This window comes from Acidovorax radicis N35 (genome assembly GCF_000204195.1).
Lineage (GTDB): Bacteria > Pseudomonadota > Gammaproteobacteria > Burkholderiales > Burkholderiaceae_C > Acidovorax > Acidovorax radicis.
Genome location: NZ_AFBG01000020.1, coordinates 188,545 through 205,472 on the forward strand (window position 1 = coordinate 188,545; position 16,928 = coordinate 205,472).

At 66.0% G+C, this 16,928-nt stretch carries 13 protein-coding genes; 7 read left to right on the plus strand and 6 right to left on the minus strand.

What is annotated here, in order from left to right; genetic code table 11:
- Positions 1-54: 54 nt before the first annotated feature.
- The gene (locus ARADN35_RS0114670; RefSeq protein ID WP_035197823.1) at positions 55-984 is read left to right on the plus strand and encodes a DMT family transporter; all 930 of its coding nucleotides are present in this window, start codon (positions 55-57) and stop codon (positions 982-984) included.
- 43 nt (positions 985-1,027) lie between these two features.
- Here the strand turns inward: ARADN35_RS0114670 and ARADN35_RS0114675 are convergent, their stop codons facing one another.
- Complete coding sequence (locus tag ARADN35_RS0114675) at positions 1,028-2,014, minus strand: M48 family metalloprotease (protein ID WP_244265908.1); 987 nt, start codon at positions 2,012-2,014, stop codon at positions 1,028-1,030.
- 10 nt (positions 2,015-2,024) lie between these two features.
- The gene (locus tag ARADN35_RS0114680; RefSeq protein WP_010463423.1) at positions 2,025-2,639 is read right to left on the minus strand and encodes an SH3 domain-containing protein; all 615 of its coding nucleotides are present in this window, start codon (positions 2,637-2,639) and stop codon (positions 2,025-2,027) included.
- A gap of 67 nt (positions 2,640-2,706) precedes the next feature.
- On the opposite strand from ARADN35_RS0114680, the gene ARADN35_RS0114685 reads away from it, so the two are divergent.
- The 4 genes from ARADN35_RS0114685 (at position 2,707) to ARADN35_RS0114700 (ending at position 8,227) form a co-directional block, all read left to right on the plus strand.
- Positions 2,707-3,537 carry an SDR family oxidoreductase gene (locus ARADN35_RS0114685; RefSeq protein WP_010463425.1) on the plus strand — a complete coding sequence of 277 codons (831 nt, stop codon included), beginning with the start codon at positions 2,707-2,709 and terminating at the stop codon, positions 3,535-3,537.
- A 292-nt stretch (positions 3,538-3,829) separates the two neighbouring features.
- Positions 3,830-4,921: a TRAP transporter substrate-binding protein gene (locus ARADN35_RS0114690; RefSeq protein ID WP_373404741.1), complete on the plus strand. Its 1,092-nt coding sequence runs from the start codon at positions 3,830-3,832 to the stop codon at positions 4,919-4,921.
- Positions 4,918-7,617, plus strand: coding sequence for a bifunctional diguanylate cyclase/phosphodiesterase (locus tag ARADN35_RS26415; RefSeq protein ID WP_050812527.1), 2,700 nt, complete (start codon positions 4,918-4,920; stop codon positions 7,615-7,617). Before ARADN35_RS0114690 ends, ARADN35_RS26415 begins: the two co-directional genes overlap by 4 nt.
- Positions 7,618-7,720: 103 nt before the next feature.
- Positions 7,721-8,227 carry a hypothetical protein gene (locus ARADN35_RS0114700; protein WP_010463431.1) on the plus strand — a complete coding sequence of 169 codons (507 nt, stop codon included), beginning with the start codon at positions 7,721-7,723 and terminating at the stop codon, positions 8,225-8,227.
- A gap of 50 nt (positions 8,228-8,277) precedes the next feature.
- Here ARADN35_RS0114700 and ARADN35_RS0114705 read toward each other — a convergent pair whose 3' ends face one another.
- A complete protein-coding gene (locus ARADN35_RS0114705; protein WP_010463433.1) occupies positions 8,278-9,177 on the minus strand; it encodes a DMT family transporter in 900 nt (299 codons plus the stop codon).
- Between the two features lie 155 nt (positions 9,178-9,332).
- On the opposite strand from ARADN35_RS0114705, the gene ARADN35_RS0114710 reads away from it, so the two are divergent.
- Together ARADN35_RS0114710 and ARADN35_RS0114715 are read left to right on the plus strand one after the other, a co-directional pair.
- The gene (locus tag ARADN35_RS0114710) at positions 9,333-10,316 is read left to right on the plus strand and encodes a quinone oxidoreductase family protein (RefSeq protein ID WP_010463435.1); all 984 of its coding nucleotides are present in this window, start codon (positions 9,333-9,335) and stop codon (positions 10,314-10,316) included.
- Complete coding sequence (locus tag ARADN35_RS0114715) at positions 10,313-11,158, plus strand: NUDIX hydrolase (RefSeq protein ID WP_010463437.1); 846 nt, start codon at positions 10,313-10,315, stop codon at positions 11,156-11,158. The genes ARADN35_RS0114710 and ARADN35_RS0114715 overlap by 4 nt, the downstream gene beginning before the upstream one ends.
- 218 nt (positions 11,159-11,376) lie before the next feature.
- Here ARADN35_RS0114715 and ARADN35_RS0114720 read toward each other — a convergent pair whose 3' ends face one another.
- From ARADN35_RS0114720 to ileS, 3 genes are all read right to left on the minus strand, one after another.
- Positions 11,377-13,032, minus strand: coding sequence for a Na/Pi cotransporter family protein (locus ARADN35_RS0114720; protein WP_010463442.1), 1,656 nt, complete (start codon positions 13,030-13,032; stop codon positions 11,377-11,379).
- Between the two features lie 484 nt (positions 13,033-13,516).
- Complete coding sequence (gene lspA, locus ARADN35_RS0114725) at positions 13,517-14,041, minus strand: signal peptidase II (RefSeq protein WP_010463444.1); 525 nt, start codon at positions 14,039-14,041, stop codon at positions 13,517-13,519.
- Positions 14,041-16,923, minus strand: a complete 2,883-nt coding sequence (ileS, locus tag ARADN35_RS0114730) for an isoleucine--tRNA ligase (RefSeq protein ID WP_010463446.1) — start codon at positions 16,921-16,923, stop codon at positions 14,041-14,043. Before ileS ends, lspA begins: the two co-directional genes overlap by 1 nt.
- Between the last annotated feature and the right edge of the window lie 5 nt (positions 16,924-16,928).

Below are 16,928 nucleotides of genomic sequence, written 5' to 3' on the forward strand. Positions count from 1 at the left end.
GCCATCAATGTGGGTAGTGCGCGCCGCAATGAACAACGGGAAAATACATTAAAAGTGCCTCTAGCCCAATCAGTAAAAGCGCAAGAAGCTACTAAAAATGTAGCAACCGGTCTTGCCCTGGCCCTGTTGGGCTCGATCGCCTTCAGCGGCAAGGCCATCATCGTCAAGCTGGCGTACCGCCATGGTGTGGACGCTGTCACGTTGATCATGTACCGCATGCTGTTTGCGCTGCCCATCTTCGCGCTGATGGCCTGGTGGGCCAGCCGGGGCAAGCCGCCCCTGACCCGCAAGGACTGGCTGGGCGTGCTGGGCCTGGGGCTTACGGGCTACTACCTGGCGAGTTTTCTGGATTTCGCAGGGCTGGCGTACATCAGCGCCAGCCTGGAGCGCCTGATCCTGTACCTCAACCCCACGCTGGTGGTGATGCTCGGCTGGGTGCTGTACCGGCGCGGCATTCACTGGGGGCAAGCGGTGGGCATGCTGATCAGCTACTGCGGCGTGGTCCTGGTGTTCGGCCATGAGGCCAACCTGCAAGGCGCCGATGCTGCATGGGGCACCCTGCTGGTGTTCCTGAGTGCGGTGAGCTACGCCATCTACCTGGTCTACAGCGGTGAACTGGTGCGGCGCCTGGGTTCGCTGCGGCTTGTGGGTTTGGCCACCACCGTGGCGTGCCTGCTTTGCCTGCTGCAGTTTGTGGTGCTGCGGCCCTTCAGTGCTGCCCTGGTGGCGCCTGAGGTGATCTGGCTGTCCATCCTCAACGCCACGCTGTGCACGGCCGCGCCCGTGCTCATGGTGATGATGGCGATCGAGCGCGTGGGCGCAGGCATGACCGCGCAGACCGGCATGGTGGGGCCGCTGTCCACCATCCTCATGGGGGTCTGGATTCTGGGCGAGCCGTTCACGGTGTGGGTGGCTGCGGGCACGGCCCTGGTGATCACGGGGATCTTTGTGTTCACCCAGCTGGCCCGCCGCCAAGCGCCTTGACCTTGCTGCGCAGAGCGGGTGCGCCGCTCTCCCTTGGGGTGCCTTATCCCGCCTTCTTCGCCGCCGCAGGCCGGGCAGAGGGGGCCGGTGCAGGAGCATTGGCAGGTGCGTTGCCACCACCCAGGCGCTGCGCAATCGATGCGCGCGATCCGCCCAGCCCGTCGAGCTGGCGGCCCATGGATTGCTCCAGGTAGTCCAGGCGGGCCTGTGCGGCGGGGTGTGTGGACATCGTCAGCGTGAACATCGGGTTGTCCGGTGTCACGGTGCGCAGTTGCTGCAGCACCGAGACCAGGCCGTAGGGGTCAAAACCCGCCTTGGCCGCCAGCGACACACCGGTGCGGTCCGCCTCGAATTCGTCGGACTGGCTCAGCCCCTTGGTGTAGACCGTGCGGAACAGCGACAGAAGCTGGTCCTTGACGAGCTGGCCGGCCACGTTGCTGGTGCGGATCTGCGAGGCCAGCAGCTGCGTGCCGACCCCCGCCATGGCGCTTTGCCGGATGGCCTGCAGGTGGTGTTTGGAGGTCACGTGCGTGATCTCGTGCGCCAGAATGCCCGCCAGCTCGGACTCGTCGGCGCAGCGGTCGATGAGCCCCTTGGTCACGAACACATAGCCGCCCGGCGCTGCGAAGGCGTTGTAGCCGCTGTCATCGAGCACCACGAAGGTCCAGGGCAGGCCGGGGCGCGATGACTGCAGGCTGACCCAGCGGCCCAGGCGGTTCACGTAGCGCTGCAGCGCCATGTCCGGGTGGGCGGGCTTGGCCCCCAGCAGCAGGGCGGCCAACTGGCGGCCGATCTCGATTTCCTTGGTTTCGTCGATGTTCTCCATCGACTGGGTCAGCAGGCTGATCAGATCGTCACCCTGTCCTGCCGAAGCGGGTTTGCCGCCTGTGACGGCAGAGCCGATGCCGCCGCCCAGCGAGTTCAGCAGGTTCATCACGTTCTGGCTGTAGGCGGCCGGCGGGGCTGCTGCCAGTGCCGCGCACAGGGCGGCTGTTCGGGCACAGCGCTTCCATGGGGGAGTTCGGGTCATGTGCATCTCCTCAATTGGGGCTGTAGTTGGGGTCGGACGGATTGCCGGAGCCGCTGCCCGACTTGCTGCCGCTGGAGGTCGGCAGGGACGGCTGGGCCAGTGCGGGTACATCGCGGGCGTTCAGCGACGCCGAGCTGGCGAACTGGCGTGCCTGGTCAGCATTGACCCGCAGGCCCTCCGCCCGGCCGACGGCGGCGGGGTTGGGCTGTGCGTTGGCGATGTCTTCGGCACCCAGGCCACGAATACCCACCGTGGAGGTGGCGGTGGTGGTGGTGCCGCTGTTGCCGCCAAACAGTCCGCCCAGGCCCCGCAGGCCGCTGGTGGTGGCATTGTTGGTGGGCGTGGCCGAGCCCGATTGTGGGCCCAGGTCAAACATGTGGACCCAGCCGGTGGCGCCTTGCTGTGTGCTCACCTTGGTCCAGGGGCCCTTGCGCTCGTTGCTGCGTGTGACCACCGTATTGGCCTCCAGTGGGGCCACGCTGGCGCCGCTGTCGGCGGGAGCGTCGCGCAACTGGGTGGCGCGCTTGACCACGGCAGCCTCCTGCGCGTGTGCGCCACCCGCCAGGGGTGCTAATGCGGCCAATGCCAGCCAGGTGGCCAGGGCTCCGCGGTGCAGCCAGTTCATGTTGCAGCTCTCCACTTATGATGATTTGTGAATGCTGCGGGTCGCAGCACCAGAACCGGAGATTGTTATGGATTTGGGTATCGCAGGCAAATGGGCGCTCGTGTGCGGCGCGAGCAAGGGATTGGGCTACGGCTGTGCGCTGGCCTTGGTGCGCGAGGGCGTCAACGTGGTGATCAACGCCCGCAATGCAGAGGCGCTCGATCAGGCAGCTATTAAATTAATAGCTGAAAATTCAATACCATCAAGCGCTGGTGGCCTGAATGGCTCAAAACCAAAGGTGCTGGCGGTTTCCGCCGACATCACCACGGCCGAGGGGCGCGCTGCCGTGTTCACCGTGGCCGGTGGTCCGGGCCGCGACTTCGACATTGTGGTGACGAATGCCGGCGGCCCGCCCACGGGCGACTTCCGCGACTGGGACCGCGACGCATGGATCAAGGCCGTGGATGCCAACATGCTCACCCCCATTGAACTGATCAAGGCCACGGTGGACGGCATGGCTGCTCGGGGCTTTGGCCGCATCGTCAACATTACCTCCAGCGCAGTGAAGGCACCCATCGATATCCTGGGCCTGTCCAATGGCGCGCGCAGCGGGCTCACGGGCTTTGTGGCGGGGGTATCGCGCAGCAAGATCGCCGCGCGGGGCGTCACCATCAACAACCTGCTGCCCGGCAAGTTCGACACCGACCGGCTGGCCGCCACCGTGACTGCCGCCGCAGGCAAGGCGGGCAAGAGCGTGGACGATGTGCGCACTGCCCAGCAGGCGCAGATCCCGGCCGGGCGGTACGGCACGGCACAGGAGTTCGGTGCCATCTGCGCCTTTTTGTGCAGCCAGCAGGCGGGCTACATGACCGGGCAGAACGTGCTGGCGGACGGCGGCGCGTATCCTGGCACCTTCTGACCAGGGCTGGGCTTGCCAGCCACGCGCGTTGCCACGCCGCGTGGCGTTTTGCCGACAGCTTTCGCCGCCGAGGGGGAAAACTTGGTAAAGAATGGTGCCCCAGCACTCCAACCCGAAAGTACCGGAACATGACACTGTGCATCCATCCCCCGGGCGGCCTTCCAGATCCTTGTGAACTCCACGAGTGCCGCTGGGTGTCTGGCCATATTCCGGGTGCCGATGGTGCGCTGTGGGGGCCATCTGCGGCTCCCGGGTTGGAGCGCCAGAATTTGCCATGCCGCAGACACCCGCTGTGATTTCCCGCCTTCGCCACCGTGTTGCGCCGCTTTGCGCTGCGTTGGCCTTCCTGGGCTGCCTGCCACAGGCGGTGGGGCAAACAGCAGCAACTCCTGCGGTGGCCCCGGTGCCTTACAAGCTGCGCATCGTGGGTGGCCTGGCCAGCATCAACCAGTACATCCGCCAGGAAGAGCCGTTCTGGAGCAAGGAGCTGTCGCGCATGAGCGGCGGCCGGTTCGACGCTGAAATTGTCCCCTTTGACCGCGCCGGTGTGCCCGGCACTGAAATGCTGCGCCTGCTGCAGCTGGGCGTGGTGCCTTTTGGCACGACGCTCATGAGTTCATTCACGGCCCAATACCCCGAGTACACGGCGCCCGATCTGGCAGGGCTCAACCCCGACATCGCCACGCTCAAGTCCACGCTGGCGGCGTTTCGCCCTTATCTGGAGAAGAGCCTGCGCGACCAGCATGGTGTGGAGGCCCTGGCCGTGTATGTGTATCCGGCGCAGGTGGTGTTTTGCAAGAAGCCCTTGCGCGGGCTGGCTGACCTGGCCGGGCGCCGCACCCGGGTGTCGTCCTCCACCCAGGCCGATTTTGTCGGGGCGCTTGGCGGCATCCCGGTGCTGACGGGTTTCGCACAGATCGTGCCCAGCCTCACGGCGGGCAATACCGAATGTGCCATCACCGGCACCATGTCGGGCAACACGCTGGGCCTGCCGACGATGACTTCGCATGTGCATGCACTTCCCGTGACATGGGGGCTGGCGGTGTTTGGCGCCAACCAGGCCGCCTGGGAAGCGCTGCCGCCCGATCTGCGGGCGCTGCTGCGGCGCGAGTTGCCCCGGCTGGAGGCCGCCATCTGGGAGGAGTCCGAGCGCGAGACCTCCGATGGCATGGCTTGCAACCGTGGCGCCCCGGCCTGTGTGGGTGGCCGCAAGGGCAGCATGGTGGTGGTACCGGTGTCGGCCCAGGACGAGCGCAGCCGCCAGGAGATCCTGGCCTCCACCGTGCTGCCACGCTGGGTGCAACGCTGCGGGGCCCGTTGTGCCCAGGTGTGGAACCAGACGATCGGCCCCGTTCGCGGCCTGGTGGCGGCCCCGGCGAAATGAGGGAGACCACGACCCCGCGGCGCATCAGGGCCTTTGTCTGGGCCGGAGCGGCGGTGTTCATGGCAGCGGTGGTGATGGTGTCCGCCGCGCTGGTGTGGAACGCCCGCAAGGTGGCGCTGGACGACTACGAAGCCCAGGCCACCCGTTTTGTGGCGGGCGCCGAGGCGGCGCTCAACCGATCCCTGCTGTCCGTGGACGTGCTGCTGGCCAGCATGGACGAACTGCTCGGCCTGTCGGGCTCCATGAGCGACTGGATCGACCCCGACGTGGCCAGCCAGCGGTTGCGCAGCTCGGCCCGGCAGAACCTGATGGTGCGCTACGTGGCGCTGCTGGATGCGAAGGGCAAGACCATTGCCTCCTCGGATGCCGCTGGCAGCGCGCTGTCGCTGCAGCTGCCCCCGGGGTTTTTGTCGGCGGTGCTGGAGCAGCCTGTGTCCACGCTGATGATCAGCCCGCCGGTGGTGAGCTTTGCCACCGCGGAGCGCGTGCTGTACTTCGCCCGCCACCTGCGCATGGCCGACAGCGCCCGTGTGGTCGCCATTGCCGAACTGCCGGTGGGAGCCCTCAGCTCCGTGCTCGTCCAGGGGGTGGACATCACAGGCCTGCAGGTGACGCTGGAACGCGCGGGAGGACTGCTGCTGCTGAGCGCGCCCAACCGCGAAGAGGCCATCACGCCGATGTTGTCCCCGCCACTGCATGAAGTGGCTGCCATGGGGCAGGAGTGGAAGGCCCCGGCCCGCTTGAGCGGAGAACCCGCGCTGGTGGTCTACCGGCCCATCCTGTACCAGGACCTGCGCATTTCTGGGAGCATTCCGTTGCGCGATGCGCTGGCGGGCTGGCGCGATCAGCGCGACGCCATCGCCCTCACGGGGCTGTTGTTTGTGGCCATGATCGTGGCCGCGGGCAACCTGGCGCTGCGCTACCTGCACCGCATGTCCCAGGCGCGCCTGGCCATTGCGCAATCCAAGGCCACGCTGGACCAGGCGCTGGAATCCATGGTGAGCGGTTTTGTGCTACTCGATGGCGAGCAATGCGTGGTGCAGTGGAACAGCCGGTTCGAGGAAATTTTCCCCTGGCTGCGCACCGTGATGGCGCCGATGGTGCCGTTTCGGCGTGTGATGGAGGAGACCTCCCGGCACCACCTCCCGCGCGCCAGCGAGGAAGAACGCATGCGCTGGGTGGAGATGCGGCTGCTCAAGCAAAGCCAGCACCTGGAGCCCCACGAACAGGTGCTGCCCAACGGCCGCACGATCCAGATCACCGAACGGCCCACGCCCGAGGGCGGGCTGGTCATCACCTACCACGACGTGACGGCCCTGCGCCGGGCCAGTGCCGAGATCGAAAGCCTGGCCTTCTACGACCCGCTGACCAACCTGCCCAACCGCCGGCTGCTGATGGACCGCATGCAGCAGGTCATTGCCGCCAGCGTGCGCAGCGGGCAGTACGGGGCCTTGCTGTTTCTGGATCTCGACCATTTCAAGACATTGAACGACACCCTGGGCCACGAAGTGGGCGACATGCTGCTGCGCCAGGTGGCCGAGCGCCTGAAGACCTGCGTGCGCCGCGAAGACACGGTGGCGCGCCTGGGGGGCGATGAGTTCGTCGTCATGCTGCACGAGCTGTCGCTGCACAGTGAAGAAGCGGCCGCCAACGCGCGCCGCGTGGGCGAGAAGATCCTGCGCACGCTGAACATGCCGTACACACTGGGTGCACACATCCACCACAGCACGCCCAGCATTGGCGCCACGCTGATGGGGGGGGCGCTGCAGCCCTCGGTCGATCTGCTCAAGCAGGCCGACATCGCGATGTACCAGGTCAAGTCGCAGGGGCGCAATGCGCTGTGTTTTTTCGACCCGCAGATGCAGATCGCCATCAGCGTGCGTGCACAGCTGGAGGGGGATCTGCAGGCCGCCCTGACCGCGCGGCAGTTTGTGCTGCACTACCAGCCCCAGTTCCACCTGGACGGTCGCATCGTGGGCGCCGAGGCGTTGATCCGCTGGATCCACCCCGAGCGCGGCCTCGTCGCGCCGGGCGCCTTCATCGGCGTGGCGGAGGAGAGCGAGCTCATCGTGCCCATGGGCCACTGGGTGCTGCGCACCGCATGCGAGCAGCTGGCAGCGTGGGAGAACGATGCCCGCTACCGGCATGTGCAGCTGTCGGTCAATGTGAGCGCCCGGCAGTTCCGCCAGCGCGACTTCGTGGCCCGCATCGTCGAGGTGCTGCGCGAAACCGGGGCGCGGCCCCACCTGCTCAAGCTGGAGCTGACCGAGTCGCTGGTGCTGGACAACGTGGACGACACCATTGCCAAGATGGGCCTCCTCAAGACCAAGGGCGTGCGCTTTTCAGTGGACGACTTCGGCACGGGCTATTCGTCGCTGGCCTACCTCACGAGGTTGCCGCTCGATCAGCTCAAGATCGACCAGTCCTTCGTGCGCAACCTGGGCGTGCGGCACACCGATGACGTGATCGTGCAGACCATCATCGGCATGGCCCGCAACCTGGAGCTGGATGTGATTGCCGAGGGGGTGGAAACCTCGGAGCAAAAGGCCTTGCTGGCGGACTACGGATGCCAGCTTTTCCAGGGCTATTTGCTGGGAATGCCTGGTCCGGTGGCCGATCTGGAAGCGCTGCTGCGCCGCGTTGCCGACGAGGCTCCCGTGGATTCGTCTGCAACCGGGGGCCCGCCCCAGCGCTGACGCCCGGCCGCATTCCGGTTCACGCTGCATGCAAACAGGAGGAATGCTTATGGCACGGTGGATGCGATGGCCGCGCAGGATCTGGAGTTGCGGCGCGGCGTGTGTGCTCGCCTGTGCCGCAGCCAGCGCGGAGCCGGTGGCCATCAAGACGCCGAGCGGCACCCTGCATTTCGAGACGCCTGCGGGCTACACCGCCCTCAGCGAGGACGAATTGCACATCAAGTTTGGACGCTACGGCCGCAGACCCCTGGCCGCGTGGGGGAACGCCCGCCGCAGCAGCACCGTGGCGGTGACCTGGTCGCGCATGGCGCAAAAGCCCCTGACCAGCGAACAATTGCCCGAGTTCAAATCGGCGATGGAAACCACACTCCCCAGGCTCACTCCGGGCATGGTGCTTCGGGATTCATCGCTGGTGCAGATTGCGCAGCGGCCCTGGGTGCGCATCGACAGCACGGCCCCGGCCGTGGACACCGAGATCCGCAACCTGATGTACCTGACCGACCTGGGCGGGCACATGGTGGGCGTGAACTACAACGCCACGGTGGCGGACTATGCGCAGCAGGAGGCGGGCTTCAGCAGCTCTGCCGGTACGCTGCGCACGCAGGACTAGGTGTCGGTTCGGACGGCACTGGCTGCACCCTTCCCCGCAGGGACTGCGCCTTACCTGCGCGACGACACCACGATCCCGCCCACGATCAGCGCAAACGCCACGCCGTGGAAAAGCTGGGGCGTTTCCCCCAGGAAAGCGGCCGACAGAATGCCCGCGAACAGCGGGGTGAGGTTCACGAAGAAGCCCGCCACTGCAGGCCCCGCACGCTCCACACCCACGCCCCAGCAGCGGTAGGCCAGCACGGCCGGGCCCACGGCGATGAACACGAGCGCGGCGATCAGCGGCCAGCCCCCGTCGAAGTGGGTGCGGCCCACGGCCCATTCCACGCCCGCAAAGCTGCCCGACCAGGCCAGGCCAAACACCATCTGCGCCATCAGAAACGCCGCCCAGTCGCCCCGGATGCGGGCAGGCTCGCTGGTGCGCGACAGCAGCCAGCTGTAGAACGCCCACGAGATGGTGGCCAGCAGCATGAAAAAATCGCCCGGGACGAGCCGAAAGGCCAGCAGTTGCGACCACTCGCCCCGGCTCAGCACCAGCAGCACGCCACACATCGACAGCAACGCACCCAGCAACTGGCGCCGCGTGACGGCCGCGCCGAAGAACAGCGCCCCCACGGCCAGCATCCACACCGGCATGCTGGAGCCCACCAGCGTCGCGTTGATGGGCGTGGAAGTCTGCAGCGCCATGTACTGCAGCGCGTTGTACAGGCCAATGCCCAGCAGCCCCAGCAGCGCGTAGCGGCGCCAGTGCGGCCACAGCGGGCTGTCCTTGCGCAGCACACCATGGGCCAGCGGCAGCAGGATGGCAAAGGCCAGCACCCAGCGGATGAAGTTGAGGGCGGCGGGGGAAATCAGGTCGTGCACCAGCCGTCCCACGACGGCATTGCCCGCCCAAAGCAAGGGCGGTATCACCAGCAGCACGGCCGTGCCGGGTGTGAGTTTTTGAGTCATGGGGCTGCACTGTAACGGCGCTGGCGACGCCATGCTGCCGGAGGCCACAAGGCCCTAGAGCCAATCGACCCCGTGTCGGCCTGCGGCATGTTCACTCGATTCGTGGCAGGATGGCCGCCGTTTGTTTCTCTCACCCATTACAGGAGTTGTTAGCCATGAGCCTTGCCGTCCAGATCCGCCAGCACGGTGGTCCCGAAGAACTCCACATTGTTGACGTCGCCGTGGGCGAACCCGGCCCTGGCGAGATCCGCATCCGCCACCACGCCATCGGCCTCAATTTCATCGACGTCTACCACCGCACGGGCCTGTACCCCTTGGGCATGCCCGCCACCATCGGCATGGAAGGCGCAGGCGTGGTCGAAGCGGTGGGCGAGGGCGTCACGCACCTGCAGGTGGGCGACCGCGCCGCCTATGCCAGCAACCCGCCTGGCGCCTACTCTGAAGTGCGCGTGATGCCCGCCAAATGTGTGTGCAAGCTGCCCGACGCCATCAGCTTCGAGACCGGCGCGGCCATGATGCTCAAGGGCTTGACGGCACAGTACCTGCTCAAGAAGACCCTGCCCGTGGAAGGCCTGCAGAGCGGCGACCACGTGCTGTTCCATGCCGCTGCGGGCGGTGTAGGCCTGATCGCCAGCCAGTGGGCCAAGGCGCTGGGCCTGCAGCTCATCGGCACGGCAGGCACCGATGCCAAGTGCCAGCTGGCCCTGGCCAACGGCGCGGCACATGCCATCAACTACAACACGGAGGACTTTGCGGCGCGCGTCAAAGAGATCACTGGCGGCAAGGGCGTGAAAGTGGTGTACGACTCGGTGGGCAAGGACACCTGGGACAAGTCGCTCGACTGCCTGCGCCCGTTTGGCCTGATGGCCAGCTTCGGCAATGCCTCAGGCCCCGTGGCGCCGTTTGCGCCGGGCTCGCTGGGTGCCAAGGGTTCGATCTACGTCACGCGCCAGACGCTGTTCACCCACATCGCCACGCGTGAAAGCACGCAGGCCATGGCCGATGAGCTGTTTGCCGTGGTGGCCAGCGGGCAGGTCAAGATCCACATCGAGCAGCGGTTTGCCTTGGCCGATGTGCAGCAGGCGCACCGCGCGCTGGAAGCACGCAAGACCACTGGCTGCACCATCCTCACGCTGTGAACGCCGCCGTCCAGCCCCGGTCCTTTGGCGACTGGTTGGTCAGTGCGCGCCAGGCTGCGCAGCAGCCCCCCGTCCTGCCGCGCCAGGCGCTGGTGGTGGCGGGGCAGGTGGTGGGTTCGGTGGCAGAGGGTTTTTTGAATAAAATTGGCCACCAGCGCTTATTGGATAAGCGCTATAAGCTATCAAATAATGAGCATTCTGGCGCTGCAGCCTGGCACCTGGAGGTGCCGTTTGGAGCTTCAGTGGACGCCATCACCGATGCCCTCAATACCCTGGCCGCTGCCTTGCGCGACGAGGGCCTGTGTGGCCCCTGGCGCGATGAGCAACTGGCGGTGTGCAACGCGGCGGGCGAGGTGGTGGGCACGGTGGAGCGTGGTGCGGTGCGTGTGCTGGGCATCACCACCCGCGCCGTCCATCTGGTGGGCCTGGCGCCGGACGGCCGCATGTGGTTGCAAAAGCGCTCCATGACCAAGCCCAACAACCCCGGCCTGTGGGACACGCTGATGGGCGGCATGGTCTCTGCCGCCGATTCATTGCCCCAGGCGCTGGCCCGCGAGACCTGGGAGGAGGCGGGGCTGCACGTGGAAACGCTGGTCGGCCTGCAGCACGGTGGCCATGTGGACTTCAGCCGCCCCAGCCGGGAAGGGGATGGCGCGGGCTACATGCGCGAGCGCATCGACTGGTTTCGCGCCCAGGTGCCCGAGGGCATGGCGCCCGAGAACCAGGACGGCGAAGTGGAGCGGTTTGACCTGCTGCCCCTGGGCACGGTGCGCGAGCAGGTGGCGCAGGGCCTGTTCACGCTGGAAGCCGGGCTGGTGATTGCAGGTTTCCTCGGGCTGTGACCGGAATCCCGGTCGCACAGCCGTCAAATCAGGTCCCGCATCGCCTGGGCGGTTTCGCGCAGCACGGGCAACACCCGTGACACCGCGTCCTCGCTGCCCCGCAGTGTGCTGGCCCTGTTGCGCTGACGGGCTGCTGCCGCTTCGTTCTGCGCAACCGCTTCCCGTTGCGCGGCGGGGCCATTACCCAACAGGGCGGTGGGCAGCGCGGCCTTTGATCCTCAGGCCTGATCCACCATCGTCTTGAGCCGATTGGGCGCCAGCGCCCCGGCCGATTCCAGAATGGGGTAGGCCACCGAGCACAGCAGCGAGTTGATGCGCTTGAGTTCGCTGATCAGGTCGATGTGCAGCGAGCTGGTTTCGATGCTCTGCACCGTGTTGTCCGACAGGCGCGCCAGGTGGGTGGCTGAATACGCATGCTCCAGGTCGCGGAAACGGGCCTTTTCTTCCAGAAGCTTCTGCGCGTCGCGCACGCTGCCGTTGAGGAACACGCTCATCGCCAGCCGCAGGTTGTCGATCAGGCGGGCGTGCAGCTCGGTGATCTCTTCCATGCCCGCTTCGGAGAACTGGCGGCCCTTCTTGATCTTCTTGTCCTCGATATCGATGAGCACGCGCTCGATGATGTCGCCAATCTGCTCCATGTTGATCGTGAAGCTGATGATGTCCGCCCAGCGGCGCCCTTCGCGCTCGTCCAGTGCCTCGCGCGAGATCTTGGTCATGTAGTACTTGATGGCCGAGTACAGGCCATCCACCTCGTCGTCGAGCTTGCGCAGGTCTTCGGCCAGCTTGATATCGTCGGTGCGGATCACCTTGTGCAGGCCCAGCAGCATCGATTCGACCACGTCGGCTTGGTGCAGGGCCTCGCGCGCAGCGCACGAGATGGCCAGGGAGGGCGTGGCCAGGGCTGACGGGTCCAGATGCTGGGGCCGGGTGCCGGCCGCTGCCTGCGCTTTTTCGACGGGCAGCAGGCGCTGCACGGTGCGGGCCACCGTGCCTGTGAGGCCGATGCAGATGATGCCCACCACCACGTTGAAAGCCAGGTGGAACAGCACCACCAGCGCCGCGATTTCCGGCACGTAGGGGCGTACATGCTGCAGCCACAGCCCAGTGAGCGGTGTCATGATGACAACGCCGATGATCTTGAAGAACAGGTTGCCCAGCGGCACCTGGCGCGTCTGTACATTGGCCTTCATCGTGGTGAGAACGGCCAGCACGCCGCTGCCCAGGTTGGCGCCCAGCACCAGGCCCAGAGCCACGTCGGGCGGGATACCCCCCGAGCCGGCCAGCGCGGCAGTCAGCAGCACCGTGGCCAGGCTCGAATAGGCCACGATGGCCAGAATGGCGCCGGTGAAGATCTCCAGCAGCAGGTCGCTGGTCAATGCCCCCAGCAGGGTGCGCACGGTGGGCGACTGGGTAAGCACCGTGGTCGATTCGGTGATGAGGCGCAGCGCCAGCAGCATCAGCCCCAGGCCGATCAGCACCCGGCCCACCCGGCCCACGGCCGTGTCCTTGCGCGAGATGAACAGCACCACGCCCGCGAAGATGAACAGCGGCGACAGCCACGAAAGGTCCATCGAGAACACCACCGCCATCACGCTGGTGCCCACGTCGGCGCCCAGCATCACGGCCAGCGCGGCGGGCAGGCCCACCAGGCCCTGGCCCACGAACGAAGACACGATGAGCGCCGTGGCCGTGCTCGATTGCACCACCGCCGTTACCCCGATGCCCGACAGAACGGCCGTGAACCGGTTACTGACGCTGTGCGCGATCAACTGGCGCAAATTGGCGCCAAAGACACGCAGGATGCCGGTGCGCACCAGGTGGGTGCCCCAGATCAGCAGCGAGACGGCTGCCAACAAATTCAAGAGATGCTTCATGGAGGAAAACCGTTATTTCTTCTTCTTGTGACGTGCGCAAAGAGCATGCACCTTGCCCCTGCCAGGCGCAAGGTGCAAGGTGCAAGGTGCAAGGTGCAAGGTGCAAGGTGCAAGGTGCAAGGTGCAAGGTGCAAGGTGCAAGGTGCAAGGTGCAAGGTGCATCTTGCGCTCCGTTTTTGAACAGGTGCGTGGAGGCTGGCGTTCACATTCTGTGCCCGTAGGCGGTGGCAGACGGGTCTGCGGTGCCGGGCTGCGCGACTTCCGGGGTGCATGGGTACACGCAAAAGCTGTGCGCACCCAGCATTGTCACAAAACTGACATATAAGCATACTCCTGATTCCATAGCGCGGGCGGATGCCCATGCTGCTGCTGGGTGCGTTGGCGACACCACCCACTCCGTCAGCGGGGGTTGGCGCCGCCCTGGCCACCACGCAAACGGCCCGCACAGGGCGGGCCGTGGAGAGGTCAGGCAAAAACAACGGGTTCAGCGCTCGCGCCGCACTCTCAGGAACTCGTCCAGGATCAGGCACGCCGCACCCACGCTGATGGCCGTGTCGGCCAGATTGAAGGCTGGGAAGTGGCCGTTGGGGAAAATTCCGGAAAGGAAGGCCCAATGGAAATCCAGAAAATCCACGACATAGCCATGCATCAGCCGGTCCACCACGTTGCCCACCGCGCCGCCCAGGATGCACGACAGCGCAAAGCCGAACAGCTTTTGACCGGGGTGCGCGCGCAACTGCCACACGATGAAAATGGTGGCCGCTACGCCGATGCCAGTGAACAGCCAGCGCTGCCAGCCTCCCGCGTCCTGCAGAAACGAAAACGCGGCCCCGGTGTTGTGCGCCCGCACGATGTTGAAGAAGCTGGTGATGATCGTGCCGTCGCCCAGCTGGTAGTGGTTGATGATCAGGGTCTTGGTGATCTGGTCCGCCACCAGAAGCACCATGGCCCAGGCCAGCCAGGGCCACATGCTCGCGCCGGAACGCCCGGCCTGCGATGTGCGGGCCATCAGGCGTGCACCCGGCTTTCGCCGTCTCCGTGCAGGTTGCTGGTGCAGCGGCCGCAGATGGTGGGGTGTGCGGCGTCTTGCCCCACATCGCTGCGGTAGTGCCAGCAGCGCTCGCATTTGGTGTCAGAACTGGGCTTGACGCTGATCTGTAAATCGCTACCAGCTACCAATTCGATAGCGGAGGTGATGAACACGAACTTGAGGTCATCGCCCAGGCTGGCCAGCAGCGCATGGTCCTCAGGCGCAGCCGTCAGCACCACGTTGGCCTGCAGCGACGAGCCCACCTGGCCCTCGGCACGCAGCACCTCGATCTCCTTGTTCACCGCATCGCGGATCTCGCGCAGGCGCGCCCACTTGGCCAGCAGGCCTTCGTCGGCCCCGGCGATGGAGCCGTAGGTTTCCAGGAAGATGGAGTCTGACGACCCAAACACCTTCCACGCCTCTTCGGCTGTGAACGACAGGAACGGTGCCATCCAGCGCAGCATGCCGTGGGTGATCTGGTACAGCGCGGTCTGGGCGCTGCGGCGCGCCAGGCTCTTGGGCGCGGTGGTGTACAGCCGGTCCTTGAGCACATCCAGGTAGAAGCCGCCCAGGTCTTCCGAGCAGTACAGCTGCAGCTTGGCCACCACGGGGTGGAACTCGTAGACCTTGTAGTGCGCGAGCACGGTGGCCTGGAACTCGGCCGCACGCGTCAGGGCGTAGCGGTCGATCTCCAGCATCTGGTCGAACGGCACGGCGTCCGCGGCAGGATCGAAGTCGCTCACATTGGCCAGCAAAAAGCGCAGCGTGTTGCGGATGCGGCGGTAGGCGTCCACCACACGCGCCAGGATCTTCTCGTCACCCGCGATGTCGCCCGAGTAGTCGCTGGCGGCCACCCACAGGCGGATGATCTCGGCGCCCAACTTCTTGTTGATCTCCTGCGGATCGATGCCGTTGCCCAGCGACTTGCTCATCTTGCGGCCCTGGCTGTCCACGGTGAAGCCGTGGGTCAGCAGGCCGCGGTAGGGCGCGCGGCCTTCGAGTGCCGACGCCAGCAGCAGCGAACTGTGGAACCAGCCGCGGTGCTGGTCATGGCCCTCCAGGTACAGGTCGGCCTCGGGGCCCGTGTCGTGGTGCACGTTGGGGTGCGTGCCGCGCAGCACATGGCTGAACGTGGAGCCCGAGTCGAACCACACCTCCAGGATGTCGGTGCTCTTCGTGTAGCAGGCCGCGTCCTCGGCGCCGAGGATCTCCTCGGGCGTCACGCGGCTCCAGGCCTCGATGCCGCCCTTCTCCACAATGGCGGCCGCCTGGTCCATGATTTCCATGGTGCGTGGGTGCAGCTCGCCCGAATCCTTGTGCAAAAAGAACGGGATGGGCACGCCCCAGCTGCGCTGGCGCGAGATGCACCAGTCGGGACGCCCGGCGATCATGTCGTGCAGGCGCGTCTTGCCGTTCTCGGGGTAGAAGCTCGTGTGTTCGATGGCGTCCAGCGCGATCTGTCGCAGCGTCTTGACAGGCTTCATGCCGGGCTGGGTGAACACGCCTTCACCCTCGTCCATGCGGATGAACCATTGCGCGGCCGCGCGGTAGATCACCGGCGTCTTGTGGCGCCAGCAGTGCGGGTAGCTGTGCGTGATGTCCTTGGTGGCCATCAGGCGGCCGGCGTTGCGCAGGGCTTCGATGATGACGGGCACGGCCTTCCAGATGTGCTGGCCGCCAAACAGCGGGAAGTCGGCCGCATAGGTGCCGTTGCCCTGCATGGGATTCAGGATGTCGTCCAGTGCCAGGCCGTGGGACACGCAGGAGTTGAAATCCTCCAGCCCGTAGGCGGGCGAGGAGTGCACGATACCGGTGCCATCGTCGGCCGTGGCGTAGTCGGCCAGGTACACGGGGGACAGGCGCTGGTAGCCTTGGGTGCCGTCTTCGCTCTTCACGTCGTACAGCGGGTGCTCAAATTCCAGCCCGCCGAGGTTCTTGCCCAGGGTGGTGGCCAGCACGCTGCCTGTGAGGCCATAGCGCTCCAGGCACGAGGCCACCAGCGGCTCGGCCACCAGCAGGATGCGCTCGCCGGTGTCCACCAGCGCGTAGCTGATCTCGGGGTTCAGGTTGAGCGCCTGGTTGGCGGGGATGGTCCAGGCGGTGGTGGTCCAGATGACGACGAAGGCGTCTTTGGTCAACGCGGGCAGGCCAAACGCGGCCGCCAGCTTGGCAGGCTCGTGCGCCTTGAACGCCACGTCCAGCGTGGTGCTCTTCTTGTCCTGGTATTCGATCTCGAACTCGGCCAGCGAAGAGCCGCAGTCAAAACACCAGTACACGGGCTTTAAGCCTCGGTACACAAAACCACGCTCCATCACACGTTTGAACGCGCGGATTTCGCCCGCCTCGTTGGCGGGGTTCATGGTCTTGTAGGGATTGTCCCATTCGCCCAGCACACCCAGGCGCTTGAAGTCCACCATCTGCTGCCCGATTTGCTCGGTGGCAAACGCACGGCTCTTGGCCTGCATGTCGTCGCGGCTCAGGTTGCGGCCGTGTTTCTTCTCGATGGCATTCTCGATCGGCAGGCCGTGGCAGTCCCAGCCCGGCACGTACAGCGCATCAAAGCCTTCGAGCTGGCGCGCCTTGGTGATCATGTCCTTCAGGATCTTGTTGACCGCGTGGCCCATGTGGATCTGGCCGTTGGCGTAGGGTGGGCCGTCATGCAGGATGAACTTGGGCGAACCGCTGCGTGCGTCGCGCAGGCGCTTGTACAGGCCCTTGTCTTCCCATTCCTTCACCCAGCCTGGCTCGCGCTTGGGCAGGTCGCCGCGCATGGGGAAGGGGGTGTCGGGCAGATTCAGGGTGCTGCGGTAATCCGTGGCTGCGAGGGCTGCGGAAGGGGTGCTGGCGTTGTCGTCGGACATGAGGG